General features: G+C 58.3%; 28 protein-coding genes. 12 read left to right on the top strand and 16 right to left on the bottom strand.

Annotated elements, in window-relative coordinates; translation table 11 throughout:
* Position 1 precedes the first annotated feature (1 nt).
* Complete coding sequence (locus C1J02_RS13355) at positions 2 to 778, top strand: type III pantothenate kinase (protein ID WP_114879021.1); 777 nt, start codon at positions 2 to 4, stop codon at positions 776 to 778.
* Entirely contained in the window at positions 778 to 2,445 is a 1,668-nt protein-coding gene (locus C1J02_RS13350) for a ribonuclease J (RefSeq protein ID WP_114879020.1), read from the top strand. The genes C1J02_RS13355 and C1J02_RS13350 overlap by 1 nt, the downstream gene beginning before the upstream one ends.
* Here the strand turns inward: C1J02_RS13350 and C1J02_RS13345 are convergent.
* The 5 genes from C1J02_RS13345 to C1J02_RS13325 form a co-directional block, all read right to left on the bottom strand.
* Complete coding sequence (locus tag C1J02_RS13345) at positions 2,442 to 3,068, bottom strand: hypothetical protein (protein ID WP_114879019.1); 627 nt, start codon at positions 3,066 to 3,068, stop codon at positions 2,442 to 2,444. The two genes, C1J02_RS13350 and C1J02_RS13345, sit on opposite strands and share 4 nt — an antisense overlap.
* Before the next feature lie 123 nt (positions 3,069 to 3,191).
* Complete coding sequence (locus tag C1J02_RS13340; RefSeq protein ID WP_114880566.1) at positions 3,192 to 4,685, bottom strand: DEAD/DEAH box helicase; 1,494 nt, start codon at positions 4,683 to 4,685, stop codon at positions 3,192 to 3,194.
* A gap of 141 nt (positions 4,686 to 4,826) precedes the next feature.
* A complete protein-coding gene (locus C1J02_RS13335) occupies positions 4,827 to 5,762 on the bottom strand; it encodes a glycosyltransferase family 2 protein (protein WP_114879018.1) in 936 nt (311 codons plus the stop codon).
* Positions 5,762 to 7,381 carry a peptide chain release factor 3 gene (locus C1J02_RS13330; RefSeq protein WP_114879017.1) on the bottom strand — a complete coding sequence of 540 codons (1,620 nt, stop codon included), beginning with the start codon at positions 7,379 to 7,381 and terminating at the stop codon, positions 5,762 to 5,764. The genes C1J02_RS13335 and C1J02_RS13330 overlap by 1 nt, the downstream gene beginning before the upstream one ends.
* 63 nt (positions 7,382 to 7,444) lie before the next feature.
* Positions 7,445 to 8,458 carry a Hint domain-containing protein gene (locus C1J02_RS13325; RefSeq protein WP_114879016.1) on the bottom strand — a complete coding sequence of 338 codons (1,014 nt, stop codon included), beginning with the start codon at positions 8,456 to 8,458 and terminating at the stop codon, positions 7,445 to 7,447.
* 158 nt (positions 8,459 to 8,616) lie between these two features.
* On the opposite strand from C1J02_RS13325, the gene C1J02_RS13320 reads away from it, so the two are divergent.
* The 6 genes from C1J02_RS13320 (at position 8,617) to C1J02_RS13295 (ending at position 13,831) form a co-directional block, all read left to right on the top strand.
* Positions 8,617 to 9,396 carry an SDR family oxidoreductase gene (locus C1J02_RS13320; protein ID WP_114879015.1) on the top strand — a complete coding sequence of 260 codons (780 nt, stop codon included), beginning with the start codon at positions 8,617 to 8,619 and terminating at the stop codon, positions 9,394 to 9,396.
* On the top strand, positions 9,396 to 10,514 hold the full coding sequence (locus C1J02_RS13315; protein WP_114879014.1) for a DNA alkylation repair protein: 1,119 nt from the start codon (positions 9,396 to 9,398) through the stop codon (positions 10,512 to 10,514). Before C1J02_RS13320 ends, C1J02_RS13315 begins: the two co-directional genes overlap by 1 nt.
* A gap of 103 nt (positions 10,515 to 10,617) precedes the next feature.
* A complete protein-coding gene (locus C1J02_RS13310) occupies positions 10,618 to 11,976 on the top strand; it encodes a sodium:proline symporter (protein WP_114879013.1) in 1,359 nt (452 codons plus the stop codon).
* 37 nt (positions 11,977 to 12,013) lie between these two features.
* The gene (locus tag C1J02_RS13305) at positions 12,014 to 13,096 is read left to right on the top strand and encodes an ABC transporter ATP-binding protein (protein ID WP_205389806.1); all 1,083 of its coding nucleotides are present in this window, start codon (positions 12,014 to 12,016) and stop codon (positions 13,094 to 13,096) included.
* 8 nt (positions 13,097 to 13,104) lie between these two features.
* Positions 13,105 to 13,455 (top strand): Lin0512 family protein, encoded by a 351-nt coding sequence (locus C1J02_RS13300; RefSeq protein ID WP_114880564.1) that lies wholly within the window; start codon positions 13,105 to 13,107, stop codon positions 13,453 to 13,455.
* Positions 13,448 to 13,831, top strand: coding sequence for a Lin0512 family protein (locus C1J02_RS13295; protein ID WP_114879011.1), 384 nt, complete (start codon positions 13,448 to 13,450; stop codon positions 13,829 to 13,831). Before C1J02_RS13300 ends, C1J02_RS13295 begins: the two co-directional genes overlap by 8 nt.
* Positions 13,832 to 13,860: 29 nt before the next feature.
* On the opposite strand, the gene C1J02_RS13290 is transcribed toward C1J02_RS13295, so the two are convergent.
* Both C1J02_RS13290 and C1J02_RS13285 read right to left on the bottom strand, forming a co-directional pair.
* Positions 13,861 to 14,526, bottom strand: a complete 666-nt coding sequence (locus C1J02_RS13290; protein WP_114879010.1) for a YafY family protein — start codon at positions 14,524 to 14,526, stop codon at positions 13,861 to 13,863.
* Between the two features lies 1 nt (position 14,527).
* Positions 14,528 to 14,842 (bottom strand): hypothetical protein, encoded by a 315-nt coding sequence (locus C1J02_RS13285; RefSeq protein ID WP_114879009.1) that lies wholly within the window; start codon positions 14,840 to 14,842, stop codon positions 14,528 to 14,530.
* A gap of 215 nt (positions 14,843 to 15,057) precedes the next feature.
* On the opposite strand from C1J02_RS13285, the gene tatA reads away from it, so the two are divergent.
* The 4 genes from tatA to C1J02_RS13265 are packed head-to-tail and all read left to right on the top strand — an operon-like array spanning position 15,058 to position 17,590.
* Positions 15,058 to 15,309, top strand: a complete 252-nt coding sequence (gene tatA, locus C1J02_RS13280; protein ID WP_114879008.1) for a twin-arginine translocase TatA/TatE family subunit — start codon at positions 15,058 to 15,060, stop codon at positions 15,307 to 15,309.
* Positions 15,310 to 15,315: 6 nt separating this feature from the next.
* Positions 15,316 to 15,885: a Sec-independent protein translocase protein TatB gene (tatB, locus tag C1J02_RS13275; protein WP_114879007.1), complete on the top strand. Its 570-nt coding sequence runs from the start codon at positions 15,316 to 15,318 to the stop codon at positions 15,883 to 15,885.
* The gene (gene tatC, locus C1J02_RS13270) at positions 15,882 to 16,754 is read left to right on the top strand and encodes a twin-arginine translocase subunit TatC (RefSeq protein WP_114879006.1); all 873 of its coding nucleotides are present in this window, start codon (positions 15,882 to 15,884) and stop codon (positions 16,752 to 16,754) included. Before tatB ends, tatC begins: the two co-directional genes overlap by 4 nt.
* Positions 16,751 to 17,590: an ATP-binding protein gene (locus C1J02_RS13265; protein WP_114879005.1), complete on the top strand. Its 840-nt coding sequence runs from the start codon at positions 16,751 to 16,753 to the stop codon at positions 17,588 to 17,590. The genes tatC and C1J02_RS13265 overlap by 4 nt, the downstream gene beginning before the upstream one ends.
* A 122-nt stretch (positions 17,591 to 17,712) precedes the next feature.
* Here C1J02_RS13265 and C1J02_RS13260 read toward each other — a convergent pair whose 3' ends face one another.
* The 9 genes from C1J02_RS13260 to radA form a co-directional block, all read right to left on the bottom strand.
* Complete coding sequence (locus tag C1J02_RS13260) at positions 17,713 to 18,921, bottom strand: peptidoglycan DD-metalloendopeptidase family protein (protein ID WP_114879004.1); 1,209 nt, start codon at positions 18,919 to 18,921, stop codon at positions 17,713 to 17,715.
* 63 nt (positions 18,922 to 18,984) lie between these two features.
* The gene (locus C1J02_RS13255; protein WP_114879003.1) at positions 18,985 to 19,641 is read right to left on the bottom strand and encodes a protein-L-isoaspartate(D-aspartate) O-methyltransferase; all 657 of its coding nucleotides are present in this window, start codon (positions 19,639 to 19,641) and stop codon (positions 18,985 to 18,987) included.
* Positions 19,638 to 20,423, bottom strand: a complete 786-nt coding sequence (gene surE, locus C1J02_RS13250; protein ID WP_114879002.1) for a 5'/3'-nucleotidase SurE — start codon at positions 20,421 to 20,423, stop codon at positions 19,638 to 19,640. The genes C1J02_RS13255 and surE overlap by 4 nt, the downstream gene beginning before the upstream one ends.
* An 81-nt stretch (positions 20,424 to 20,504) precedes the next feature.
* Positions 20,505 to 21,140: an SDR family oxidoreductase gene (locus C1J02_RS13245; protein ID WP_114879001.1), complete on the bottom strand. Its 636-nt coding sequence runs from the start codon at positions 21,138 to 21,140 to the stop codon at positions 20,505 to 20,507.
* 44 nt (positions 21,141 to 21,184) lie between these two features.
* Positions 21,185 to 21,451, bottom strand: a complete 267-nt coding sequence (locus tag C1J02_RS13240; RefSeq protein WP_114879000.1) for a pilus assembly protein PilZ — start codon at positions 21,449 to 21,451, stop codon at positions 21,185 to 21,187.
* Positions 21,452 to 21,597: 146 nt separating this feature from the next.
* Positions 21,598 to 22,014, bottom strand: a complete 417-nt coding sequence (locus tag C1J02_RS13235) for a DUF1801 domain-containing protein (protein WP_114878999.1) — start codon at positions 22,012 to 22,014, stop codon at positions 21,598 to 21,600.
* Positions 22,015 to 22,058: 44 nt separating this feature from the next.
* The gene (gene purF, locus C1J02_RS13230; protein ID WP_114880563.1) at positions 22,059 to 23,543 is read right to left on the bottom strand and encodes an amidophosphoribosyltransferase; all 1,485 of its coding nucleotides are present in this window, start codon (positions 23,541 to 23,543) and stop codon (positions 22,059 to 22,061) included.
* Between the two features lie 292 nt (positions 23,544 to 23,835).
* Positions 23,836 to 24,390: a CvpA family protein gene (locus C1J02_RS13225; protein ID WP_114878998.1), complete on the bottom strand. Its 555-nt coding sequence runs from the start codon at positions 24,388 to 24,390 to the stop codon at positions 23,836 to 23,838.
* Between the two features lie 28 nt (positions 24,391 to 24,418).
* The gene (gene radA / locus C1J02_RS13220) at positions 24,419 to 25,786 is read right to left on the bottom strand and encodes a DNA repair protein RadA (protein ID WP_114878997.1); all 1,368 of its coding nucleotides are present in this window, start codon (positions 25,784 to 25,786) and stop codon (positions 24,419 to 24,421) included.
* Between the last annotated feature and the right edge of the window lie 11 nt (positions 25,787 to 25,797).

Below are 25,797 nucleotides of genomic sequence, written 5' to 3'. Positions count from 1 at the left end.
CATGCTTTTGGCAATCGATTGCGGCAACACCAATACTGTATTCTCAATATGGAACGGGACTGAATTTATCGCGACTTGGCGCACGTCCACCGAATGGCAGCGCACGGCAGATCAATACTACGTCTGGCTCAGCACGCTGATGAAGTTTCAGAATGTCGAGGCTGACATCACCGATGTGATCGTCAGTTCAACCGTGCCGCGCGTGGTGTTTAACCTGCGGGTATTTGCGGATCGTTATTTCAACACGCGCCCCATGGTGGTGGGCAAACCGGAATGTGCGCTGCCTGTTGATGTCAGGGTGGACATTGGCACAGCGGTAGGGCCGGACCGGTTGGTGAACACTGTGGCGGGCTATGACCTTTATGGGGGCGATCTGATTGTCGTGGATTTTGGCACTGCCACGACCTTTGACGTGGTCGATCACGATGGGGCCTATATCGGCGGTGTAATTGCACCCGGCGTGAACCTGTCGCTTGAGGCGTTGCACAATGCCGCTGCGGCGCTGCCTCATGTAGACATATCAAAACCGCAGATGGTGATCGGCACCAATACTGTTGCTTGTATGCAATCGGGTGTTTTTTGGGGTTATGTCGGACTGGTTCGTGAGATATGTGCGCGGATAAAGGCGGAACATGGGCGCGACATGCGTGTGATTTCCACCGGGGGCCTTGCGCCGCTGTTTCAGCAGGCCGTGGACCTTTTTGATGAATACCAAGATGAACTGACAATGCACGGCCTGACCGTGATACATAAATATAATAAGGAATTAGCTGGATAATGAGCAGCGAAAGATTAATCTATCTGCCCCTCGGTGGGGCAGGCGAAATTGGCATGAATGCCTATGTCTATGGGTACGGGCGGCCCGGTAAGGAACGGCTGATCGTCGTAGACATCGGCGTGGCCTTTCCCGATATGGACACAAGTCCCGGCGTGGATCTGATCCTGCCGGATATTGCGTGGTTGAAAGAACGTCGCGACCAGATTGAAGCGGTGTTTGTCACCCACGCGCACGAAGACCACGTGGGTGCCATTGCCCATAGCTATGAGGCGCTTCAGGCCCCAATTTATGCGCGCAAGTTCACCGCCAACATCGCGCGCCGCAAGATGAGCGAACATGGTCACCCCGATGATGCCGTGACGGTTGTGGGGGCCTGGCCCCAGCAGATCAAAGCGGGGCCATTCACCGTTGGCTTCATGCCGATCTCGCATTCGATCCCTGAATCCTCTGCCATGGTGATTGATAGCCCGGCAGGCCGGGTGATCCATTCGGGTGACTTCAAGATTGACCGCACGCCTGGTGTTGGTGAACCCTTTGACGATGCCTTGTGGGCTGAGCTTTGCAAGGACGGGGTCAAGGCGCTGGTGTGCGATTCCACCAATGTGTTTTCACCCCTGCCGGGCCGGTCAGAGGCCAGTGTCGGACCAGAGATTGAGAAACTGGTCAGCGGCCATGACGGTATGGTGGTGGCGACAACTTTTGCCTCGAACGTGGCGCGTGTGAAAACGCTGGCTGTGGCGGGCGACCGGGCGGGGCGGTCGATTGTCCTGTTGGGCCGGTCAATGAACCGGATGGTTGAGGCCGCGCTTGAAAGCGGCGTGATGAAAGATTTCCCAACCTGCATCAGCCCCGAAGAGGCACGCGGGATTCCACGCGAGAACCTGATGTTGCTGGTAACAGGCAGCCAAGGCGAACGCCGTGCGGCATCCGCACAGCTGGCGCAGGGCAAATTTCAGGGGCTTGAGCTGAAAGAGGGCGACTTGTTCCTGTTTTCATCCAAAACAATTCCCGGAAATGAGCGTGGTGTGATCAGGATCATCAACCAATTCTCTGAAAAGGGCGTGGATGTGGTCGATGATTCGTCCGGTCTTTATCATGTGTCCGGTCACGCCAATCGCCCGGATCTGGAAGAATTGCATGACATTGCCAAACCGCAGATCCTGATCCCGATGCACGGCGAACACCGGCATTTGCGCGAGCACGTCAAGATTGCCGATGGCAAGGGCATCAAAGGTGTGCTGGCCATAAACGGCATGATGATCGACCTTTCCGGCAATGCGCCAAAGGTTGTCGAATACATCGAAACGGGCCGCACCTATCTGGATGGATCGGTCAAGATTGGCGCGCTTGATGGTGTCGTCCGTGACCGTATCCGTATGGCGCTGAATGGCCATGTGACCGTAACGGTGATCATGGACGCCGATGACGAGCCTTTGGGCGAGCCTTGGGTAGACATCATGGGTCTGCCGGAAACCGGACGCAGCAATGCGTCGCTCGTGGATGTTCTGGAAGAGGACCTGAGCCAATGGCTGAACCGGTCCGGAGCCAAAACATTGCGCGATGATGACAAGCTGAACGACGGGCTGAAAAAGACCGTGCGTCAATCAGCGCAAAACGAGATCGGTAAAAAGCCAGAAGTGACGGTGGTGGTCAGCCGCCTGAATTAACGGCGGCACATATAGACCGTGCCACCAACCGCGAGCACTGACACCCCGGCGGCGGCCAAAACTGCCGGGGCAGACAGCGCGGTCATCATGGTTGAGCCTGTGCTTGCCAGATTTGCGGTAATCGTCCCGGCGCTGCCCGACAGGATCAATGCGCCGGATTGATGGGCGATCGCGCGTGCGCCACCGGGTTCTGTGAGGGCCTTTGTCGCGCCTTGGGCAATTGATTTGCTGATTTCGGTGGTTTCATCAACGGTTGTATTGACCCGTTCACAGACTGTCTTTCGACATAGCCCGCGAAAATTCCGAGGCCCGGGGATCAGGAAATATCCGTCATCTTCGGTGGATGTCAGGCAATAGGTGGCGATCTCTTCGGTTGGGACGGTTGTGGCCAGATAATCGTATAAAACGCCACTGTTGCACGCTGGTGGGCTGCCCCAGGCCTTGTTCCACTTGCGTGAGGGCCAGCTTAGCAGTTTTTCCCGTCGCTTTACGTCATTGGCAAAAGTGGTGAAATTCTCGCTGTCCACAACGATTTCGCTGCCGTTTACAACAGCGCTACAGCGTTCGGCACTGGCCTGGCTGGCGGCAACGACAAAAAAGAAGGCAAGCAAAAGACGCGGCATGAGGCGTTGATCCGTTAGGGAAGTATTCCCTTACCTAGGGTGCTGCCAGCGCCGCACCAAGGTCAAATGGCACAGCTAGGATCGGCGCGCTGCTTGTCGCCGATCCGCTTGTCACCTGATCGGCTAGTTTTCGCGTTCCTCAAAGCTTAGACCGATGAAATCGGGCAGGTGATCGCCCAGACCCACAACCTTGTTGCCGTCACGATTGTCATTGTTGCGGCTGCGGTTGTTGTTGCTTCGCGGATTTTCTTTTCGCGGCGTGTCCTGCTTTTGACGAGGTTTCTCTTGCGTTGCTGGCTTTGCCTCGGGCGCAGGTTTCGCGGCCTCTGTCGTGGCGGGCGCTTCGGTAGCCGGCTTTTGATCTTTCGGTTTTTCGTCGGACTTGCGGCTGCGTGAGCGGCTACGCTTGGGCTTTTCGCTGTCATCGGCTGGTTTCGCCGCTGATTCTGACGTGGGGGCAGCACCGCCGCCCAGTGGGTTTTCAAGGCGCGGGATTTCGCGTTGTACCAGACGTTCCACATCCTCGAGATTTTTCTCGTCGCGCGGTGCACAGATCATGATCGCCTTGCCGTCGCGGCCCGCACGACCTGTGCGGCCAATCCGGTGCACATAGTCTTCGGCGTGGCTTGGCACATCAAAGTTGAACACGTGGCTCACCGCAGGCACATCAAGGCCGCGTGCGGCCACATCAGAGGCCACAAGGAACCGCAGATCACCGGCACGGAACCCATCAAGTGTCTTGGTACGTTGGCTTTGGTCCAGATCGCCGTGGATGGGTGCCGCGTCATAGCCATACTTTTTCAATGACTTAGACAGTGTATCCACATCCATCTTGCGGTTGCAGAAGATGATCGCGTTGGTACACTTATCACCCTCAGCATCAATCAGCGCGCGAAGTACTTTGCGTTTCTCGGTCGCTTCGCGGTCTTTCTTAGACGCTTTGAACATCAGCACGCCTTGCTCGATGTTCTCGTTGGTCGTCTGCTTACGTTCAATTTCGATACGCTCAGGATTGCTGAGGAAGGTGTTGGTGATCCGCTCAATCTCGGGGGCCATTGTGGCCGAGAAGAACAGTGTCTGACGGGTAAAGGGCGTCAGGCCGAAGATGCGTTCGATGTCAGGGATGAACCCCATATCAAGCATGCGGTCAGCTTCGTCCACCACCATGACCTTGACGTCATTCAGGATCAATTTGCCGCGTTCAAAATGGTCAAGCAAACGGCCCGGTGTGGCGATCAGCACGTCCACACCCTTGTCGATCAGGGTGTCTTGTTCCTTGAACGACACGCCACCGATCAGCAATGCCTTGGTCAGTTTCACATATTTGGAATAGGTGTCGAAGTTTTCGGCCACCTGCGCGGCAAGCTCGCGTGTGGGGCAGAGCACCAAAGAGCGCGGCATGCGCGCGCGTGCGCGGCCCCGTGCCAAAAGCGTGATCATCGGCATCACGAATGCGGCGGTCTTGCCTGTACCTGTCTGGGCGATGCCCAAAACGTCGCGGCCAGCCAAGGCTGGCGGGATAGCACCTGCTTGAATGGGGGTGGGGGTTTCGTACCCGGCCTCTTCAACAGCTTTGAGGACCTTGGGATTGAGACTGAGATCAGAGAATTTTGTCATATGTATCCGGTATGAGCGGACACTTGTTTGGCCCGCGGCGCATTCAATGCCGGCCCGAATGGCCCAAGTGGCGATCCTGTGATCGCTGCATCGTTGGAAGCGCATACCAAGTTGCGGGAATGGCGTCAAATGATTGTGCGATCAGGGGTTTACGTTGGGGAAATGGGCCCGCATCGGGCCATCGAGGTCAAGATTGACCAAAGCAAGCAATCCATGGGCGTCCAACCTGGCACGCAATCCGGGCGTGTCGGCGGAAACTTCTTCGAAAAACGCGCGCAGACCCGCTTCGCCATCTTCCTTTTCGATCATGGTGAAAAGCTCGTGCATGGACAGCCCGCCTTTTTCATGGGGCTTGTTGGGGCCAAGTTCCGCGCGGTAGGACCCTTTGGTCAGCCGGTAGGGATAGCTTGATCGCCACTCGTCCCACGTTTTGGCGTGCACATGGGCGAGGTCGATGCCGGGTTGATCGTCGATGCCTGTGATCTGTTCGCCATTCTGAAATGCATTGTGGATTTTCACAGTCACGTCGGGCAGTCCGGTGCGCACAAAGACTTTGCCCGCCAGATGGCTGAGAAACCCACCCTTGGTGTAAAGGCCGTAGGTCGGATAAAGCGATGTCACGATGCGGTCGCGGTTCGGGCCACCGGGGATGAACCGTTTGAAGGCAGTTGTGCCACCTGACAGCGATTCCATCGGGCGGATGCGGGTCAGGGGTGTGTCGCCGGGCAGGGTGGCCAGAATGCTGCCGATGTGCTGATCGCAAATCAGAAACTCGTCCACATCCATGTGAATCAGCCAATCCACCTCGGCGCGGCGGCGGTAGGCGTGCGTTGCATTGGCGGTCTGGCGCGCCTGATGCATCTCGGGCCGTTGCTTGCGGCGTTTTTGCCACCATGCGTCATCACACTTGGTCACCCGGACCTTGGGATGCGCGCTCAATGCCTCAAATGCCGACGGGTTTTCCTCATCGAGATAGATAAAAAGCCGATGCGCGCCTTTTTCCAGATGATAGGCGGCAAACTGCAGTATGTCGTCCGCCGGGGCCTTGATCGTCGCCGAAATGCCCCAGGTCGTCATCAGACCATCATTTCCTTGGTCGCGGTCAGCCGTACATCAGGATAATCACGCTCAATCCGGTCAATGTCCCACTGCAGGCGGGTCAGATAAACGATGTCACCGTCATGGTCATGTGCGATATGCTGTTTGTTGGCTTCGGTAAATTTATCAACGGCTTGCTTGTTGCCGTTCACCCAACGCGCAGAGGTGAACTGCGATGCCTCGAACCGAACGGGCAGCCCGTATTCCAATTCAATCCTGCTGGCCAACACTTCAAACTGCAACTGGCCCACAACGCCCACGATAAAACCGGACCCGATGGAGGGTTTGAACACCTTGGCCGCGCCTTCCTCAGCAAATTGCATCAGCGCCTTTTCCAAATGTTTCGCCTTGAGCGGATCGCCCGCGCGTACCGTTTGCAAAAGTTCTGGCGCAAAAGAGGGGATGCCGCTGACCCGCAAAGCTTCGCCTTCGGTCAGGGTGTCACCAATGCGCAGCTGACCGTGGTTGGGGATGCCGATGATGTCGCCGGCCCATGCTTCTTCGGCCAATTCGCGGTCTGAGGCCAGAAACATCACCGGATTGGTGATCGTCATCTGTTTCTTGGTGCGCACATGGGTCATTTTCATGCCGCGCAGGAAATGCCCCGAGGCCAGCCGCACAAACGCGACACGGTCGCGGTGCTTGGGATCCATGTTGGCCTGTACCTTGAAGACAAAGCCGGAAACCTTTGTTTCTTCTGGTAAAATTGCGCGCGGCGTGGCCGTCTGAATTTGCGGTTCCGGGCCATAAGCCGCAATGCCGTTCATCAATTCCTTGACGCCGAATGAGTTGATCGCAGAGCCGAACCAAATCGGTGTCAACGTTCCCTCATGCATCGCCTTAAGGTCTAGTGGCGGCAGCAGTTCGCGGGCCATCTCAAGGTCTTCACGCAGTTTTTCAAGCAGGGCGGCGGGCACGTATTCGGCCAGTTTCGGGTCTTCCAACCCTTCGATCTGCACGCTTTCAGCAACCTTGTTGCGGTCTGCGCGGTCCATCAATTCCAGACGGTCGCGCAGAATATCGTAGCAGCCGATAAAATCACGGCCCACGCCAATCGGCCAGGAGGCCGGGGTCACGTCGATCGCCAGGTTTTCCTGTATTTCGTCAATGATCTCAAAAACGTCCCGGCTTTCTCGGTCCATCTTGTTACAGAAGGTGAGGATCGGCAGGTCGCGCATACGGCAGACCTCGAACAATTTCTGGGTCTGCGATTCAACGCCCTTGGCCCCATCAATGACCATCACCGCGGCATCCACCGCCGTCAGCGTGCGATAGGTGTCTTCAGAAAAGTCAGAGTGGCCGGGCGTGTCGACCAGATTGAATCGGTAATTGCGGTCCTTCGTGGCAAAATCAAACGACATGGCAGAGGCAGAAACCGAGATGCCCCGGTCCTTTTCCATCGCCATAAAGTCTGAGCGGGTGCGCCGCGCCTCACCTTTGGCGCGCACTTGACCCGCCATCTGGATCGCGCCGCCAAACAACAGAAATTTTTCCGTGAGCGTGGTTTTCCCCGCATCCGGGTGGCTGATGATCGCAAATGTGCGACGGCGCGCAATCTCGGCGGGCAGGTCGGGGCGATTTGAGGCGGTGTCTAACATGGGACGCATATATCCATGCCGGACAGGCACGGCAAGCGATGGTCGTGCATTTGCGTGCTGCCCTTACCGCGCGCTGGATTTGCGCAGAAGCTCCGCGGCATCGGGCCGGTTGAGCAGTCGTTCATTCACGTCCAGACCCGCGTGGGGCAGGTCGGAATGCCCGGGGATCACATCGCCCAATGCGCTTGCCAGATCAGCGGGCAAGACTGGTTTGGTACGCGGGTCGATCAGCATGCTTTCAGCGGCAATCCCTTCGGCATAGATGATCTGGTGACTGTCAAAGAGCAGCTGGAAATAATCAACATAACCGCCGTCCCTGACCACGACCGTATCGCCATTGATCAGATGCCGGGCCTTGACCAGCAACTCGGACCGTCCGGCCCCCACCTCATCGGTGCGCTGATAGATGAACAGGCGGTGATCGGGGCTGATGATCAGATCGTTTATGTTGTTGAGGGTCCCCGCACGGACACAGATCGGGGCAAATTCACCCACGGCGCGCACGGTGCTTTGCCCGATCCACCGGATCGCCTGTGCGCCATCATCGCGGGTCAGGACCTTGTCACCGATGCTCAGATTTTCAATCAGGCACTGCGCGCCGGTGGCAAGTGTTATATGGGTGCCACGTGTGAATGAAACACAGGCAACTTGCGCATATTTCTGCGTGGGGTTCAGGGTGTCGATGCCAACAAGACGGTATTCCGTTTTTGTCGAAAATGCCGACAGGGGCAGCAGAAACATATCGCCTGCATTGCCGTCATCGCTCACGTCAACCAGCAACAGACCCTCGCTGATCTGTCCGTCAGGCGACATGAAGGTCAACGTGCAATCCAAATGCAGGCGCGCGCCAGCCGTGCCGACGAGCGTTTCATCGGCCAGCTGGAAACTTCCGTCTTGCAGCGGCTGCAGTGACAGCAGGTCTGGGGTTATGCCGGACCGGATCTTGTACACATCGTCCAGATGCAGTTCAGCCGCAAACGACAAGCAGTCGCCGCTGTTCGCCCCATCGGTCGAGATGACATCGTCGGCCCGGTAGACAGGGACGTTTTGGGCTGTGGGCAGGCGAGAACGGGTCATGGCGAACTTTCATTGCGGTACCAAAGAGTGCTGCAGAGTTAGCTGGACGGGGTCAGCATAGGATACTGGCCCGCCCCGGTCCACTGCAGGGTGTTTTGCTGGCAAGATCGGACAGTCGTGTTAGGAATTGATTAACCAACACAAAAGGAATCAATGAGATGGATCTGGGGATCAAAGGAAAATCAGCGCTGGTGTGCGCGTCATCCAAAGGGCTGGGCCTTGGCTGCGCTGAAAATCTGGCAGCGGCTGGTGTGAATTTGATCATGAACGCGCGTGGGTCTGACGCGCTTGAAGCTGCAGCACAGCGTGTGCGCGACGAATATGGTGTGACCGTCACAACCGTCGCGGCGGATGTTGCGACCGAGCAAGGGCAGGCGGCGGTGATCGCGGCAGCAAAAGACGTGGATATTCTGGTCAACAACGCTGGCGGGCCGCCCCCCGGCATGTGGCACGAATGGGACCGCGAAGATTTTATCAAAGCACTCGACGCCAATATGCTGGCCCCGATCGCGCTGATCAAAGCGTTGGTGCCGGGCATGATGGACCGCGGATGGGGGCGGGTGGTCAACATCACCTCACAATCCGTGCGCGCGCCTATCGGGGTGCTGGGTCTGTCAAATTCAGCGCGCACCGGATTAACCGGCTATGTTGCGGGCACATCGCGTCAGGTCGCGGGCAAAGGTGTCACCATCAACAATCTGCTTCCCGGTATCCACGCGACCGACCGCGCCGATGGACTGGACGGCGGCGTGGTAAAGGCAAAGGGCATTACACTGGAACAAGCCCGTGCAGAACGCGCCGCGACCATTCCGGCGGGCCGCTATGGCACGCGGTCCGAATTTGGTGCGGCCTGTGCGTTTTTGTGCTCACAGCATGCAGGGTTCATTGTCGGTCAGAACATCTTGCTGGATGGCGGTGCCACCAATCTCACAATGTAATGGCTGAAAAATTTTCGCTCAAAGACCATTTGTTTAACGAAAGAACCGTGGCGCAGCTGGCTGGTGAATATGCCGCTGCGCTGCCGTTCTTTCATGCAGACAGGTTTCAGGCCGAGGCATTGTCAGGCTTTGGTTCCCGTGAATTACTGGCGCGGCTCGATTGGATGGCTGATTGTCTGGAGGCGCAATTGGCCACAGACTTCCCGACCATGGCCGATCAGCTTACCGCAGCCATGCAACCGCCGCTGGACCCCAATCTTCAGGACGATGATTTCGGCCAGTTCATTCACGCGCTGCCCGGCATACTGGCGGTTCGACACGGGCTTGAGGATCACCGCGACCGGGCGCTTGATCTGCTTTATGAGGCGACAAAGCGTTTCTCGATGGAATTCTATATCCGCCCCTTCCTAAACCGCTGGCAAAATCAGACGTTGGCGCGCATGGCCGCTTGGGCAGAGGATGAAAATTACCACGTCCGGCGGTTGGTCAGCGAAGGCACCCGGCCCAAATTGCCTTGGGCAAAGGCGGTCACGCTGGATACATCTCATACCCTGCCGTTGCTTGATATTCTGCACGCGGATCAAACCCGTTATGTGACAAGGTCGGTGGCCAACCACCTGAATGATATCACAAAAACCAAACCCGATCTGGTGGTGAAAACGCTGCAGAACTGGGCAAGGGCCGCGCAGCAGGACGACAATGAACTGGCATGGATGACACGGCACGGGCTGCGCACCCTGATCAAGCAGGGCCATGGGCCTGCGTTGGCCCACCTGGGATATCGGGGTGATGTGGATGTGTCGGCCAGGATGACGCTCTCACAAGAGGCTTATGCGATTGGTGATGTGCTGGAGTTTACCTCTACCCTGAAAGCTGCCACTGCCTTGCCAGTGATTGTCGACTACCGCATCATCTTTGCCCGCCCGGGCGGCAAAACAGCGGAAAAGGTGTTTAAGCTGAAGGTTGGTCAGATCGCCAAGGGCAAGGCACTGACGCTGAGTAAAAAGCACCGCCTCAAAGGGGATGCGACCACATTCAAGCTTTATCCCGGTGCGCATCAGATCATCTTGCAGGTTAATGGTGTCGATGTGGCGCAAGCAGCGTTTGAGCTGACCTGATACACGCACGTTCACATTTCAGACAGCGGCGATGTCACGTCTGGCAGCGGGCGGGGCGCTGATCTAAGGCTTGGACGAAATTCACGTCATAGGCCCGTTCTTCATGCAAACCACTGTTCTGATTGTTGTCTTTGGGGCCATCATTCTGGCCAGCCTTTTGGCGGCACCACGTCGGGCCTCAATCGAAGGGTTCTTTGGCGGGGCCGGAGCCACGGGCCGCGCGCCCGGACTTTGGGTGCTGGTTCTGAGCCAGGTGACCACATGGATTTTTGCCCGCTCGCTGATGAACGCGGCGATTTTGGGCTATTACTACGGGATCGCGGGCACGCTTGCTTATGCCACCTATTACGGGTCGTTCCTGACAGGCGGATTTATCGTGGGACGCCTGCGTGCCAAGGGTGCGCGGTCTATGCAGGATTGGCTGGGCGCGCAGTTCGGAAATGTGGGGCATGGATGCTACAATCTGGTTGTTGCCTTGCGGCTCTTGTCCGAGGTTTTTGCAAACTTGCTGGTGGTCGGCTTGATCTTCAACGCCGTGCTGGCGGGCAGTGGCACCTCTGCGATCCTGATCGTCGCGGCCTTGGGGCTGGCCTATTCCGCATGGGGTGGATTGTCGGCGGCATTGCGCACGGATGTGGTTCAGATGCTGGTGTTTCTGGTGGTCTTTGGCGCGGCATTTGTGGCGCTGATTGCCAGCCCCGGCTTTGACTTCGGGGCAGTGCTGACCGCTCCGGGGGCATCGGGGCCTAACAATGGCTGGGTCCTTCTGGTCGTTGCGCTGTTGCAGGTGTTCTCGTATCCTGCCCATGATCCTGTGATGATGGACCGTGGCTTTCTGGCAGACGCGGCCACAACGCGCGCCTCGTTCCTGCACGCGTTCTGGATTTCGACGCTGTGCATCATCGGGTTTGGGTTCTTTGGCATTCAGGCCAGCCTGACCGGGGCCGCGTATGAGGGGGAGTTGATCGGCACGTGGGGCGTGATGTTTCCGGGGTGGATATTCACGGCCCTGATGATCTCGTTGCTGGTCTCCGCGCTCAGCACCCTTGATTCCGCACTCGCCTCTGCCGCGCGGCTGGTGGTTGAGGAACTGCGGCTGGCTCCACGTACCCTGAACGGTGGCCGGGTGGTCATGGTGCTCTTTATGGGGGTTGGCGCGCTGCTGACGCTTTGGGGGAATGCCACGCTTTTTGACGCGGTTGCGGTGTCCGGGACAGCATCGATGTTCCTGAGCCCGGTGTTGATCGTGGGTCTGGTGATGGGGCGTGACATTGCCCCTTGGGCCTATGTTGCGGCCTTTGGCGCGGCGGTTATCGGGGCGTTGGCCTATTTTGGCCGGGGCTGGACCTTGTTTGCCGCGATCCTGCCTGAGGGACATAAGTACGAGCAGTTGCTGGTGATCTGTGTGGTCGTCTTGGTCGCAGGTTTTGCAGCAGTGCTTGTGGGGACGCGCCGTGGCTGATAGCTGGGTATCCGAGTGATTTTATCGGATACGTAGTTTGCCGCAAGTTCCACGCCTAGAAATCAAGAACCTGCGCCGCAGTTATCAGGGCCGCGCGGTTGTCGATGATGTGTCATTGCAGATCATGCCGGGGCAGGTGACATGCCTGTTGGGGCCATCGGGATGTGGCAAGTCCACGACCTTGCGGATGATCGCGGGTGTCGAGATGCAGGACAGCGGCACCATTCACGTTGATGGCAAGCTGATCTGCGACACGGTCTTTCGCATCCCACCCGAACGCCGCGAGATCGGCCTGATGTTTCAGGACTTTGCGCTGTTTCCGCATTTGAGCGTCGCTGGCAATGTGGGGTTTGGGCTGAAGTCCGGGACCAAGGATGAACGCCGCGCGCGCATTGAAGAATTGCTGGCCCGTGTCGATATGAAACGTTTCATTGACGGATATCCGCACCAGCTGTCGGGCGGTGAACAACAACGGGTGGCATTGGCCCGTGCCTTGGCCCCGCGGCCCCGCATCATGCTGATGGACGAGCCGTTTTCCGGTCTTGATAACCGGCTGCGCGACGGTATTCGTGACGAGACGCTGAGCATCCTCAAAGAAGAAGACACCGCCGTGTTGCTGGTCACCCACGAACCGGACGAAGCGATGCGGATGGCCGATGAAATCGCACTGATGCGCGATGGCAAGATCGTGCAGCAAGGCGCGCCCTATAATGTCTATACGCGCCCGCTTGATCGGTCTGCATTGGCGTTTTTCAGTGATGCGAATGTGTTGCGGGCCGAGGTCACGGGTGCGCTGGCGCATACGCCATTTGGTCGGTTTCTTGCTCCGGGCGTGCCGGACGGGACGCAGGTCGATATCGTGTTTCGCCCCCAGCACGTGCGCATCGACTTTGACCGCGCTGGCAAGGGGCCAGCCCCCACACCCACTGACGGGACAGCCGCACGCGGTTCGGTGGCGCGGGCGCGGTTTATGGGCAACGAAAGCCTGGTTGAGTTCAAGATGGATTACGATGGCTCCATGTTAAAGGCCACTGTGCCGAACGTGTTCTTGCCACAACCCGGTGCTGTGATGTGGCTGACGATCCGGCGGGACCGTTGTTTTGTATTTCCAGTGACATGAGGGAACAGATGCAGACATTGATGGTGGAGTTTGGCATGGGGTCGTCGCTGCGGCGTGGGGATTACACCCAAGCGGCAAAGCGGGCGGTCCAGGATGCACTGTGGCACAATTCGATCAATCTGGCCGAATTGTTCGGCTTTGATAAATCCGACATGCACATCACATTGGATGTCGGGGTGCAGCGCCCTGACGCTGTGGATGCCGACGTCCTGCGCGCTGTGTTTCCCTACGGCCATGTGACGGTGAATGTGCAGCCCGGCGGATTGGACGTGGCCCGCCCTGATGGCGACGGGCATCCGACAATCATGGCCAATGTGGCCTTGTCGGTGGCTTTTGATATGGAGCGGGCCGATGGGTGATCTGAGGTCAGAACAGCGCGTGATCATTGAAATGGGCATGGGCAACGACCTGCACGGGATGGATTACACCAAGGCAGCGTCCCGCGCGATTGAGGACGCATTCCGGCATTCATCGCTGCCCCTCTTTGACGTCACAGGGCTGAAGCATGATCAGATGCGGGTGCAGGTGACCGTCGCGGTGCAGGAACCCGATCAGGTGAATGTGGCCGCATTGGTTGCAAAACTGCCGCGCGGACGGGCCGAGGTGACAGCGGTCTTTGGCGGATTAAATGTGCCGACTGGCGGCGATACCATCGTGATCGCGCAGGCCAGTGTCGAGGCGTTCTTGCCGCCCCAGACCGGGTGGCGGTTGAAACCGTCGCGCAGCGGTATTTGAAAAAGGGTGAAATGGGCAGTGGGTCCCCTTCAAGGCACGTAGTCGCTTAACATCTTGCCGGGTTCATTGGTGAAAAGTTCTGGCAGGGCTTCGGCCGTTTCAATCAGGTCGATGCGAAAGACCCGGAATGCCTCGCGCAGTTCGCACCACGCGGTCAGGGTCCAGACACGGCCCCAGTATTCCATATGCAGTGGGCGGATTGTGCGGGTCGTGACCATGCCCCCGATCGATGTATAGACGATCCGAAGTTTTTGCCGGGCCTTGATCGCTGCGCGCAGGGTTGGCATGTGGGTGGCACCGCGCAGGGCATCGGCAAAGGGGTAGACCGCGAATTTCCACGCATCTGCTTCCTCTACCACTGCTGTGGGCAGCACGGCGTCAATCTTTTCTGCCAATGACAGACCCGCGGCGCGCAGATCGGGGTCGGCAACTTCGGCCACGATTGCAAGGCCCAGGTTCAAGGCCTCCAATTCCGGGGCGGTCAGGGTCAGCGGGGGCAGGGTGATCGCATCGGTGATCATATACCCCACGCCACGTTCACCGGCCACGGGCACGCCTGAGGCCACCAGCGTGTCCATGTCGCGGTAGATGGTGCGCACCGACACTTCCAATTGATCGGCCATGTCCTGCGCGCGGTGCAGTTTGCCATCGCGCAGGATCTGGATGATGTCAAACAGGCGGTCGGTGCGGCGCATGTTACTCCAGTTGTGTTTGCATCAGGATCGGTGCGTGGCGCATGGACATCGCCTCGGGGTCGATCATTTGCATAAAGGGGCCGGCCTCGGGGCGTTCAAACATCTGGCTGGCTGCGGATTTGGCGGCCTCAAGCGATGTCCACGTGATGTGATCCGTCCATGTGCCGTCGGGGTCGCACGACAGGACGCGCCCGGTCATGGACCCGGTGCCGTGCAAGAACGGCATCATATCTTGGGCGGCCTTGGCAAAGGCTTCAGGGTTGGTGCCAGTAACCAGGCGAAAGGTCACGATTTCTGCGACGGGTGAATTTGACATGGGTAAGCTCCTTTTTAATGTCTGAGGGGGTCTTACCGGCATGCAACTGACATAAACCTGTCAGTTGAGTGCAGCAAGCACGAAAAAATCACTGATCTGGTGCGTTCGCCTTGTGCAATCGGCGCATTGCCGCTTTTGCAGCGCATCTCTTTTCCATAAAAGAAAGCAAATCGTGCCGCCCTTTGGGGGGTGGCTGTCACTTTGGGAGTAATATCATGTTGAATAATATCGGCCTGCCGGGCCTGCTTTTGATCGCAGTCGTGGTTCTGGTGCTGTTTGGGCGCGGCAAAATCTCTTCTCTGATGGGTGAAGTTGGCAAAGGCATCACCAGCTTTAAAAAGGGCATCAACGAGGGTGAGAAAGAAATCACCGACGCTTCTGACGTCGACGGCACTGATTTGCCGGGCCACACGGATGCGGGTACCCATCCCAAGACCAAGGTGAAAGCCGAAAAGGATCAGGTGTAATCAACCATGTTTGATCTGGGCTGGACCGAATTACTGGTCATTGGCGTCGTTGCATTGATTGTGGTGGGGCCCAAAGACTTGCCAATCCTGTTTCGCAGGGTGGGGCAATTTGTTGGTAAAGCCAAAGGTATGGCACGCGAATTCAGTTCGGCCATGAATGACGCGGCAGACGAAAGCGGCATGCGCGAGATGTCATCGAGCCTCAATAAATCACTGAAAGCCGCCACAAACCCGCTTGGATCGGCCATGGACGGGGTCAAATCGGCGGCAAGTTCGCTGACTGATCTGGACCCAGACAGTGAAACAGGAAAGTTGGCCGCGCAACGGGCTGAAGATGTGAAGAAAATTCAGGCATCAACGGCGCGGGCCGCTGCAGAGCGCAAGCAGCGTGAAGCCACAGAAGCTGTTGCAAAAGCGGATGCAGCCGAGGCCGAATTGAAACCAGCACCTGTGAAAAAGCCTGCGTCAAATAAGCCAGCGGCGAAAAAGGCCGCGCCGAAAGCACCGCCTGCGAAGAAACCAGCCGCAAAGAAAGCCGCTGTCAAAAAGCCAGTGGCCAAAAAGAGTAACACATGAGCGCCAGCAACGATATTGACGACAGCGCGGCACCGCTGATCGAACATTTGGCAGAGCTGCGGACGCGGCTGATCCATTCGGTGATCGCGTTTATCATCGGGATGATCATCTGTTTCACCGTCTGGAACCCGATCTTCAACTTCCTGACCCATCCCTTGTGTTCGGCAATGGCGGAACGCGGACAAGAGGATTGCGGGCTGATCCTGATCAAACTGCAAGAGGGCTTTTTCGTTGCGATATCCATCTCGCTTCTGGGCGGTTTGGTGCTTGGGTTTCCCTATATCAGCTATCAGATGTGGCGGTTCGTGGCACCGGGGCTGTATAAGAACGAAAAGGGCGCATTCCTGCCTTTCCTGATCTCAAGCCCGCTTATGTTTTTCATTGGTGCGGCGTTTGCATTCTATGTTGTCACCCCCCTGGCATTTGATTTCTTTCTTGGTTTTCAACAAGCTGGCACACTGATTGGCGAGGGTGATGCGGAGGGCGGCGGCATCGCCGCAATCGCGTTTCAGGGATCTGCCCAAGAGTACCTGAGCCTGACAATCAAATTTATAGTGGCCTTCGGTCTGTGTTTCCAACTGCCCGTTCTGTTGACGTTGATGGGCAAGGCCGGATTGGTCAGCGCCGAGGGTCTGAGCAATGTGCGCAAATATGCAGTGGTGGGTATTCTGCTCCTTGCTGCGCTGGTCACGCCGCCCGATGTCATCACGCAAGTGATCCTTTTCGTTGTGGTTTATGGTCTTTATGAGGTTTCGATTTTCCTGGTCCGTCGGGTCGAGGCCAAGCGTGAGGCCAAGCTACGTGCCGAAGGCTATTATGACGACGAGGACGATCTGATTGCGGAATTTGACGATGAGGACGCCAAGTGATTGACGATCCGATGGACCGTATCGCGCGGGCGTTGGAGCGGATGGCACCAGCGCCATTGGATGCTCCGGATTTTGACGCCGCTTCCGCCTTTGTCTGGCACACGGATCCGGACCGGTTGGAGCCTGTGCCGGATGTGTCGCGTGTCCATTTGAGCCTGCTGATCGGCGTGGACCGGGCGCGGGATACATTGCTGGCAAATACGCGTCAGTTTGCCGCCGGATTGCCAGCGAACAACGCCCTGCTCTGGGGCGCACGTGGTATGGGTAAATCCAGCCTTGTCAAAGCGGTACATGCGGATGTTCATGCAGCACATGAAGCATTGCGGATTGTCGAGTTACAGCGTGAGGACCTGCCATCAGTTGGCCGATTGCTCAATCTTCTGCGCGGCGCTGAGCAGCGCTTTATCCTGTTCTGCGACGACCTGAGCTTTGGTCATGATGATGCCCATTACAAATCTCTCAAGGCGGTGTTGGATGGTGGAATTGAAGGGCGGCCAGAGAATGTCGTGCTTTACGCCACCTCGAACCGACGCCACCTGATGCCACGGGACATGATTGAAAATGAACGCGGCTCGGCGATCAATCCCGCTGAAGCTGTGGAAGAAAAGGTGTCACTTTCTGATCGTTTTGGCCTGTGGCTGGGCTTTCATGCCTGTGATCAGGATCAGTATCTGGCGATGATCCGGGGCTATTGTGATGCGCACGGCGTTGAGATTGCCGATGATGTGCTCCGGGCTGAAGCCATCGAATGGCAGGCCACACGCGGGGCGCGATCAGGGCGGGTGGCGTGGCAGTATTTTGTCGATCTTGCCGGGCGCAAGGGCGTGCATCTCTGAGCGGAGCAACTCGCGCGCCGAACCAGTCAGTTCTCCAAATCCCGTGCTGTGGCGTGGGAACCAGATCAAAACGGCTAAATCTCTGATCCACGGGGTTATGGTCCGCCATGACCCCTGCTGGATCAGTTGATAAAGGGTGCCGGATCGACGCTGTCAAAGCCTTTGCGGACCTCGAAATGCACATAGGCGTCATCGCCGCTGCGCAACTTGGCGATCTGTTGACCGCGCGAAACAGTATCGCCTTTCTTGACGCTGACGCCGGTGACATTGGCATAGACCGTCAACAGGTTGCCAGCGTGGCGCACGACGACAATTGGCACGCCCTCGGCGCTTTTGGTGATCGCGGCCACGGTCCCGCTGTCAGCGGCTTTGACCGGGGCACCAGCGGCGGCCTTGATGTTGATGCCTTCGTTCTTGCCCTTGGAATAGCCGCGAATGATGCTGCCCAGAACCGGGGTCTGCATCTTTGTGGCTTTCGCAGGCTTGGTGGTCTGACCCACGTCTGCCACGGGTTTGGTTGGCGCGGTTGCGGCCGGCAGCGGCTTGGCGGTTGAATCCTGCGGCAAGGGTTTGGCCGCCGAGGGCGGGGTGGGCGTGGGGCTGCCTGCACCGGGAAGCGTGGTCGTGACCGGGGCCGCAGCAGTACGGCTTGGCGGATTTTGCTGCGGTACCGGGATCAGCAGAAACTGTCCCGCGCGGATCGCGAAATCAGGACCAAGGCCGTTCCATTCGGCCAATGCCTTGACCGGAACGCCATAAAGGCGCGCAACGGTATAGGCGGTTTCGCCCCGTTCAACGCGGTGACGTACGGGTTCTTTGCCGGTCTGCGCTGCCGGTTGGTTTGCCGGTGGCAACGTGGCGGTCTGAACACCGGGGGTTGCGGGGGCGCGGGCAATCGCCCCGCCTGCAATCGCCGAAATATCAACAGGCTGGATCGGTCCGGTCCCCAAGGCCCCGGTCGCGGGTGATGGCTCTGCGACACGGTTGGGCAGGGCAATGATCTCGTCCTGGCGCAGCGGCACGTTTGGTTCGATCCCGTTGTAGCGGGCCAAAGCAGTGGTATCGGCCCCGATCCGGGCGGCAACATCGGCAAGGGTGTCGCCGCGCCGCGCAACGGCGACCTGATAATTCGGATACGAAATGACACCGCGATTGTCCGGGCTGGGGCGTGCTGCCAGCGGTCCGGTGGCGGCTTGGGCGGTGCTAAACCCGCCCCCAACGCCGCGCAGATCAAAATCAAGTGGCTGACCTTCGCAACCGGCCAATAAAATGGCACTGGCCCCGGCCAGCAGGGTCAACCGCGTCTGGCGGCGCGAAATGGTGTGGCGCATCTGCTTGTCCTCATTAACATCGACCCCCCGTGTAATCCGGGAGTTTTGCGTACCTTAACCTATTTATGTGTCTTTGCCCAACCCTTCTAGCAAGGGAACAAAGCGCACGGCACGCAATTCGTCATATTCCAGACCATCGGCGGTTTTTCGCACTCGGATCAGGTGCTGCACGGCATCAGACTGCCCCACGGGGACGACCATGATGCCGCCTTCCTTGAGTTGGGCCAGCAAAGGTCCGGGTGGGTCTTCTGCCGCTGCGGTCACGATGATGCGGTCAAACGGGGCCTGTTCGGCCAGTCCAAATGATCCATCGGCGGTGATCGCCGTGATGTTGTTCAAATCAAGTCTCTCAAAGATCTCCCGCGCCTCACGGACCAACCGGCGGTGGCGGTCGATGGTATAGACCCGCCGCGCCAGTTTGCTCAGGATTGCGGCCTGATATCCAGATCCGGTCCCGATTTCCAACACCTTGTCACGGGGGCTTATTTCTAGGGCCTGGGTCATCAACCCAACAACCGAAGGCTGGCTGATGGTCTGGCCACATGCAATCGGCAGCGGCATGTCTTCGTAGGCCCGTTCGGCAAAGAGGCCACGGATGAACGGGCCACGGTCCACGGATTCCATCGCGGACAAGACCCGCGCGTCCGTCACACCCTTTGAACGCAGCGCATAAAGGAACTGCATTTTGCGTTCCGCCTCGCTGTCGGCGGTTTCATTCATGTGTTGATGCCTGCGTGTGCGTCCAGCACCGCGTGATCCGTCAGATCCGCGCGCATTGGCGTGACCGAGACATAGCCGTCCAAGTTCACCGCCGCGTCAGAGGCATCGGCGGTGCGCACGGTCTGATCGCCCCCCCTGATCCAGAGGAACCGGCGACCCGAGGGCGAGAGATGCGGTTCTGTCGAAAACCCGGTGCCGGGGCGCATGCCCTGGGGGGCCACGCGGATGCCTGCAACGTTCGCTGCGGCCACGGGCGGGAAATTCACGTTGTAAAACAGACGGTAGCCGGTTTCATCACCAGATGTGTGCGCCAATATGCGACGCACCACATCCACGCCGTAGCTGGCTGCCGCCTCAAACGGGTTGTCCAGATCGCGGTTGCCCGGCCCATAATATTGCGACAGCGCAATGGCGGGCAGCCCTTGCAGGGCCGCTTCCATCGCCGCACCAATGGTGCCGGAATAAAGCGTGTTCTCAGCCGAATTATTACCCCGGTTGACGCCCGAGAGGACCAGATCGGGCGGTGCGGCGGTCATTGCGTCATGGATCGCGGCCAGCACGCAATCGGCGGGGGACCCTTCGGCGGCAAAGACGCGTGCGCCCAGTTGGCTGATCATCATCGGATGGGTGTAGCTGATGCAGTGACCCACGCCCGATTGTTCGAAGGCCGGTGCACAGGTCCAGACCTCGCCGTCGGATCCGGCCAGTTCCGTCGCGATGTCGTGCAAGACGGACAGACCCGGTGCGTTGATGCCGTCGTCATTGGTGATAAGAATGCGCATGAATTGTCCCTTTTTCCCTTGATAAGCGAGGGGTGCACGCGCGGCAAGCGTGGTGCCGCGGTATTTGAAAAAGGGTGAAGCCTAGAGTTGCGTCAAAACCGCAGATGCTTGTGCATGTGGGTCGAAAAGCACCGCGCGGTCCTCGCCGGGGAAAAACCGGGCACGGGTGGCTGTTGGCATCGGCTCGGGCGTGAGGATGTGTACTTTGGGTCCGATCTTGTCGGTCTCACTTTGCCAGGACCGGGCCAGCGCGATCTGGGCGGCCTTGGTTGCGCCATAGCTGCCAAAGAATTTCTGACCGCCGCGCGGATCGTCAAAAAAGACGGCCTGACCGCCATGACCCAGAAGCGGTGCGACAAAGGTGATCAGTGTCGCTGTGGCGGTGATGTTGCCGGCAATCGATTTGGCCATATCCTTGGCGTCAACATGGTCGGTTGGGGTGAGGGGGGCGGCATGAATGGCGGTGTGCAGCCAGAGATCAAGATTGCCCCAACGGTCGTAAATCCCACGGCACAAGGTCGCCATTGCATCGGTGTTGGTGATGTCCATCGGGGCAAGCGTTGCTGAGCCGCCTTTGGCTTTGATGCGGTCGTCCAGGTCTTCGAGCGCGCCGGTTGTGCGTGCCACGGCGATGATGTGGTGCGTGGGGACCAGCGCCTCGGCCAGAGCGGCACCAAGGCCGCGCGATGCGCCTGTGATCAATGCGGTTTTTGTCATGCCCTGCGCTTTGCACCGCAGGTGCCTGCGCGTCAAGGGGGGGCTTAGGCTTTGGGCATTTTCATCACTTTTGATTTGCCGCCGCGCGACAAAATCAAACTGTCTTTGCTGATCGCTTCGACCAGACCACCGTTAAAGCTGTCGCCGACGGTAACCCGCGCAATATCGCCATTGCCTTCGCGCACCAGCGCGCTGAGGCCGGCGTCGCTGCCAAAGATGCCAATGACTGTCACCGGGTTCAGTGCCACACTTTCGGTTGCAATTTTTGCCACGCTTGCTGGGGTTGGCAGGTTTTTTTCTTTCGAGGCCATTTTCGTACTTTCCGGCGCATTCGCAGACGCGATGCGCGACTCAGGTGTTGATTATGCTGCGGTGCAGCTAACAACGCGGTGGGGCATGCGAAAGAGGGGGGACATTGCATCGGCCAAAGCCCGCCGGTGGGGCCGGGATCATGGGTTCAAGGGGCCGTGCGGCTTTTGGTGCGGTGATAGGTAAATGTCATATCAGCCAGATGCGCGATGGCCTGCTCAGGCAGGGGCGCATCAAGGGCAACTGCCAGATGACGCTGACCATCATTTTCGGGCAGATCGGGGTAGAGCATTTGCATCCGGGCGGCCAGATCGGTTTTACAATCCACATAGAGCGACAACCGGCTGGGGTATTTTGGGGACCAGTCGATCCGCAAGGTTGACCCGGTGCGGGGCTTCATGGGGCACCACGATGGCTGTCCCCATTTCAGGGTCTCGTCCAAAGGACCTGCTCCGGTCTTTTCCGCCACGTCATGAAACATCGCGCGGCAGTGCCAAAGGGTGCGCTGCGCAGGCTCAGACCATCGTGCAATCCGCATCAGCAGGGGCGAGGGTGCGTTTTCCATTGCGGGACTATGCCAGTTCCTGCTGACAGAAAACGGCAGTGGCGTTACTCAGCCGCCGGTTTCATCTCAAATCCCTGATCAATTTGATCCGCAGGGGTCACCGGATATTCGCCAGAAAAACAGGCATCGCAGTATTGCGGGCATTTTGCATTGCGGCCACCCGCCTCTCCGACAGCGCGGTAAAGCCCGTCGAGTGAGATGAACTTGAGGCTGTCGACCTGCAAATGATCGCGCATCTCATCCTCTGACATGGTCGCCGCCAGCAGCTTTTCACGCTGCGGTGTATCGACGCCATAAAAGCAGGGCCATGCGGTCGGAGGGCTGGCAATGCGGAAATGCACCTCGGCAGCGCCGGCATCAAGGATCATTTCCTTTATCTTGCGGCTGGTCGTGCCGCGCACAACACTGTCGTCCACCAGAATGACCCGTTTGCCCTTGATCAGCGCGCGGTTGACGTTGAGTTTCAGGCGCACGCCCATGTTGCGGATCTGCTCTGTCGGCTCAATGAAGGTGCGGCCCATGTATTGGTTGCGGATGATGCCCATCGCATAGGGAATACCGGATTCGAGGCTGTAGCCGATGGCGGCGGGTGTGCCGGAATCTGGGACAGGACAGACCAGATCAGCATCAACCGGGCTTTCCTTGGCCAATTCGCGGCCAATCGCCTCGCGGGTTTCATAAACGCTGCGCCCGCCAAGGATGCTGTCGGGGCGGCTGAAATAGACATGTTCAAAGATGCAGAACCGTGGGGCGACGCGGCGGAACGGGAAATGCGATTCGACGCCCTTGCTGGTGATCACAACCATTTCGCCCGGCTCAATCTCGCGGACAAACTCGGCCCCAATGATGTCGAGCGCGCAGGTTTCGGAACTGAGCGCCCAGCCATCGCCGATCTTGCCCAGAACCAGCGGACGCACGCCCAGTGGATCGCGCACGCCGATCAGTTTGGTGCGGGTCATCGCAACCACCGAAAACGCCCCCTCGACCCGGCGCAGCGCGTCTTCCATCCGTTCAGGAATGTTGCGCTGCAGGGACCGCGCCATCAGGTGGATGATACATTCGCTGTCCGAGGAGGACTGAAATATGCTGCCCCGTTCAATGAGTTCTCGGCGCAGGGCATTGGCGTTGGTGATGTTTCCGTTGTGGGCAATGGCGGCACCGCCCATGGCAAACTCACCAAAGAAGGGCTGTACGTCACGGATTGCTGTGGGCCCCTTGGACCCTGATGTGGAATAGCGGACATGCCCGATGGCCAATTCGCCCGGTAGCGTCTCCATCACCTTTTGCGAGGTAAAATTATCGCGGACATAGCCAAAGCGGCGTGCGGATTGGAAGCCCATCGCGGGATCGTGGCTGACGATGCCGCCTGCCTCCTGTCCGCGGTGTTGCAGGGCGTGCAGGCCAAGTGCCACAAAATTGGAGGCATCGGCCAGATTGACGACGCCGAAAATGCCGCATTCTTCTTTCAGCTTATCCTCGTCGTCCCCATCGCGCAGATAGGACGTATCGAATGGATGGGCGGGTGGCATGATCTTGGCAGAGGCTTTGGGCGTGTTTTGGGTCACGGGGTGGCAGCTCCGAATCCGACAAACTGGATAGTGCCTGTTTAGGGGCAATGGAGGCGGGTGTCACCCCGCAACACAACCCTCAGGCACAAGAGATTGCACCGTGTGGCACCGCCGCAAGCGCAATGATCGGGCTGTCGCCGTTATCGAATTTACTCAACTCAGCCTGCGTAGGGATATGATCGCCAATATGCGCTGTTTTATGCTGGTCGCGCAAAAGCAAAGGACCGCCCATCGGTCTTATGCGCCCGCATGGTTACTGACCGCAGTTGCCCACCAAAGCTTCATAGCGGGTGGTGATCCAGCCCAAAGCTTCTTCTGGGTTCTTTTCCTCGATTTGCCCGGTAAAGCGGCCAAAAACCGCAGCGGAGCGGCTTTCGTCGACGATGGTGAACTTTTGACCGGTGATCACCGTGTCATAGACAAAGAACGCAACCGCAACCAGCAAGACGCCGCGGACAACCCCAAAGATAAAGCCAAGGCCCTGATCGGCCCCGCCAAAGATCGACCGTTGAACAAGCGATGAAAAGAGCGGCGTGAACAAGGACACCACGATAAGCGCAATGGCAAAGACGATGGCAAAGGCACCGATGATCGACAGCTCACAGCTGTCCGCCAAGAATTCGCCCACCACCGGAATTTCGCGCACCAGCGGTTCAACCTGTGGGGCAAAAAGAAACGCCAGAACAGCGGCAGCGATCCAGCCGACAATCGCCATCAGTTCGCGCACCAGCCCACGGCCATAGGCCAACAGCGCGGACAGCACGATGACCAATGCCACCACACCATCAATAATGGTAAAACCTTCCATGCGCTTCCTGCCCTTTTAATGGAGGCGGTCAGCCCGCCCCGAATATTTCGCCTACAAACCCGGTCAGATCGCTCATTTGATTGAGCGTTATGCCGTTTACACCTACAGATTTTCCACCGAGGGGTGCAATGGCGCTGGTAAAACCAAGTTTTTGCGCCTCTTTCAACCTATTTTCGGTCTGCGACGCCGGACGCAAAGCACCTGACAGGCTTATTTCCCCAAAAACAACAGTTTCTGCGGGTAATGCCACATCTTCTCGTGCCGATAGTAACGCAGCGGCAACAGCCAGATCGGCAGCCGGTTCAGAGATTTTCATGCCGCCCGCAACATTGAGATAAACATCAAGCCCGGCAAACGGGATGCCACAGCGCGCCTCAAGCACGGCCAATATCATTGCAAGGCGGCCCGAATCCCATCCGACAACCGTGCGGCGGGCTTGCGAATGCGGCGAGGGCGCGACAAGCGCCTGTAATTCGCAAAGCACGGGCCGGGTGCCTTCGATACCGGCAAAGACCACAGACCCGGCGGTGGGTTTGCCCCGCTCGCTCAGGAACAGGGCTGAAGGGTTGGTGACTTCGGCCAGTCCGGCACCGGTCATCTCGAACACACCGATCTCATCTGCGGGGCCAAAACGGTTTTTGACGCTGCGCAGGATGCGAAACTGATGGCCGCGTTCGCCTTCGAAATAAAGGACAGTGTCAACCATATGTTCGACCACGCGGGGGCCCGCGATCTGGCCGTCCTTGGTGACATGGCCCACCAGAACAACCGATGTCCCTTTGCGTTTGGCAAACGTGGTCAGTTCATGGGCCGCTGCGCGCACCTGGCTGACCGAGCCGGGGGCGGATTCGACGTTATCGGCCCACATCGTCTGAATGGAATCGATGATGGCAAGTTGTGGCTTCTCGGCCTCAAGCGTGGTCAGAATATCGCGCAGGTTGGTTTCAGCGGCCAATTTGACCGGTGCATCGGTTAACCCCAGACGCTGGGCGCGCATGCGGACCTGCGCGCTGGCTTCTTCGCCGCTGACATAGATGGTTTTCAAGCCGTTCTTGGCAAAATGCGCCGCCGCTTGCAGCAACAGTGTCGATTTGCCAATGCCCGGATCACCCCCAACCAAAATCGCCGATGCCGGCACCAGACCACCGCCCAACACGCGGTCAAGCTCAGTGATGCCCGATTGGCTGCGCGGCGGGGGGGCTTCTTCTGTGGACAGATCGCTGAGGTGCATGGCGGCACCGCGTTTGGCCCCAAGTGATTTGCTGGGCGGCCCTGACGAGATGCCTTTGTCTTGCTGAATGGTGTTCCAATCGCCGCAGCCATCACAACGGCCTGACCATTTGTTAAAGCTTGCGCCGCAGGACGTGCATGAAAATGTGGTGGTGGATTTGGCCATGATGCCTTTTG

Origin of the sequence: Sulfitobacter sp. SK011 (assembly GCF_003352065.1) — a bacterium.
In the GTDB taxonomy this organism is placed as follows: Bacteria; Pseudomonadota; Alphaproteobacteria; order Rhodobacterales; family Rhodobacteraceae; genus Sulfitobacter.
This window is presented reverse-complemented; position numbering and strand designations above follow the sequence as displayed.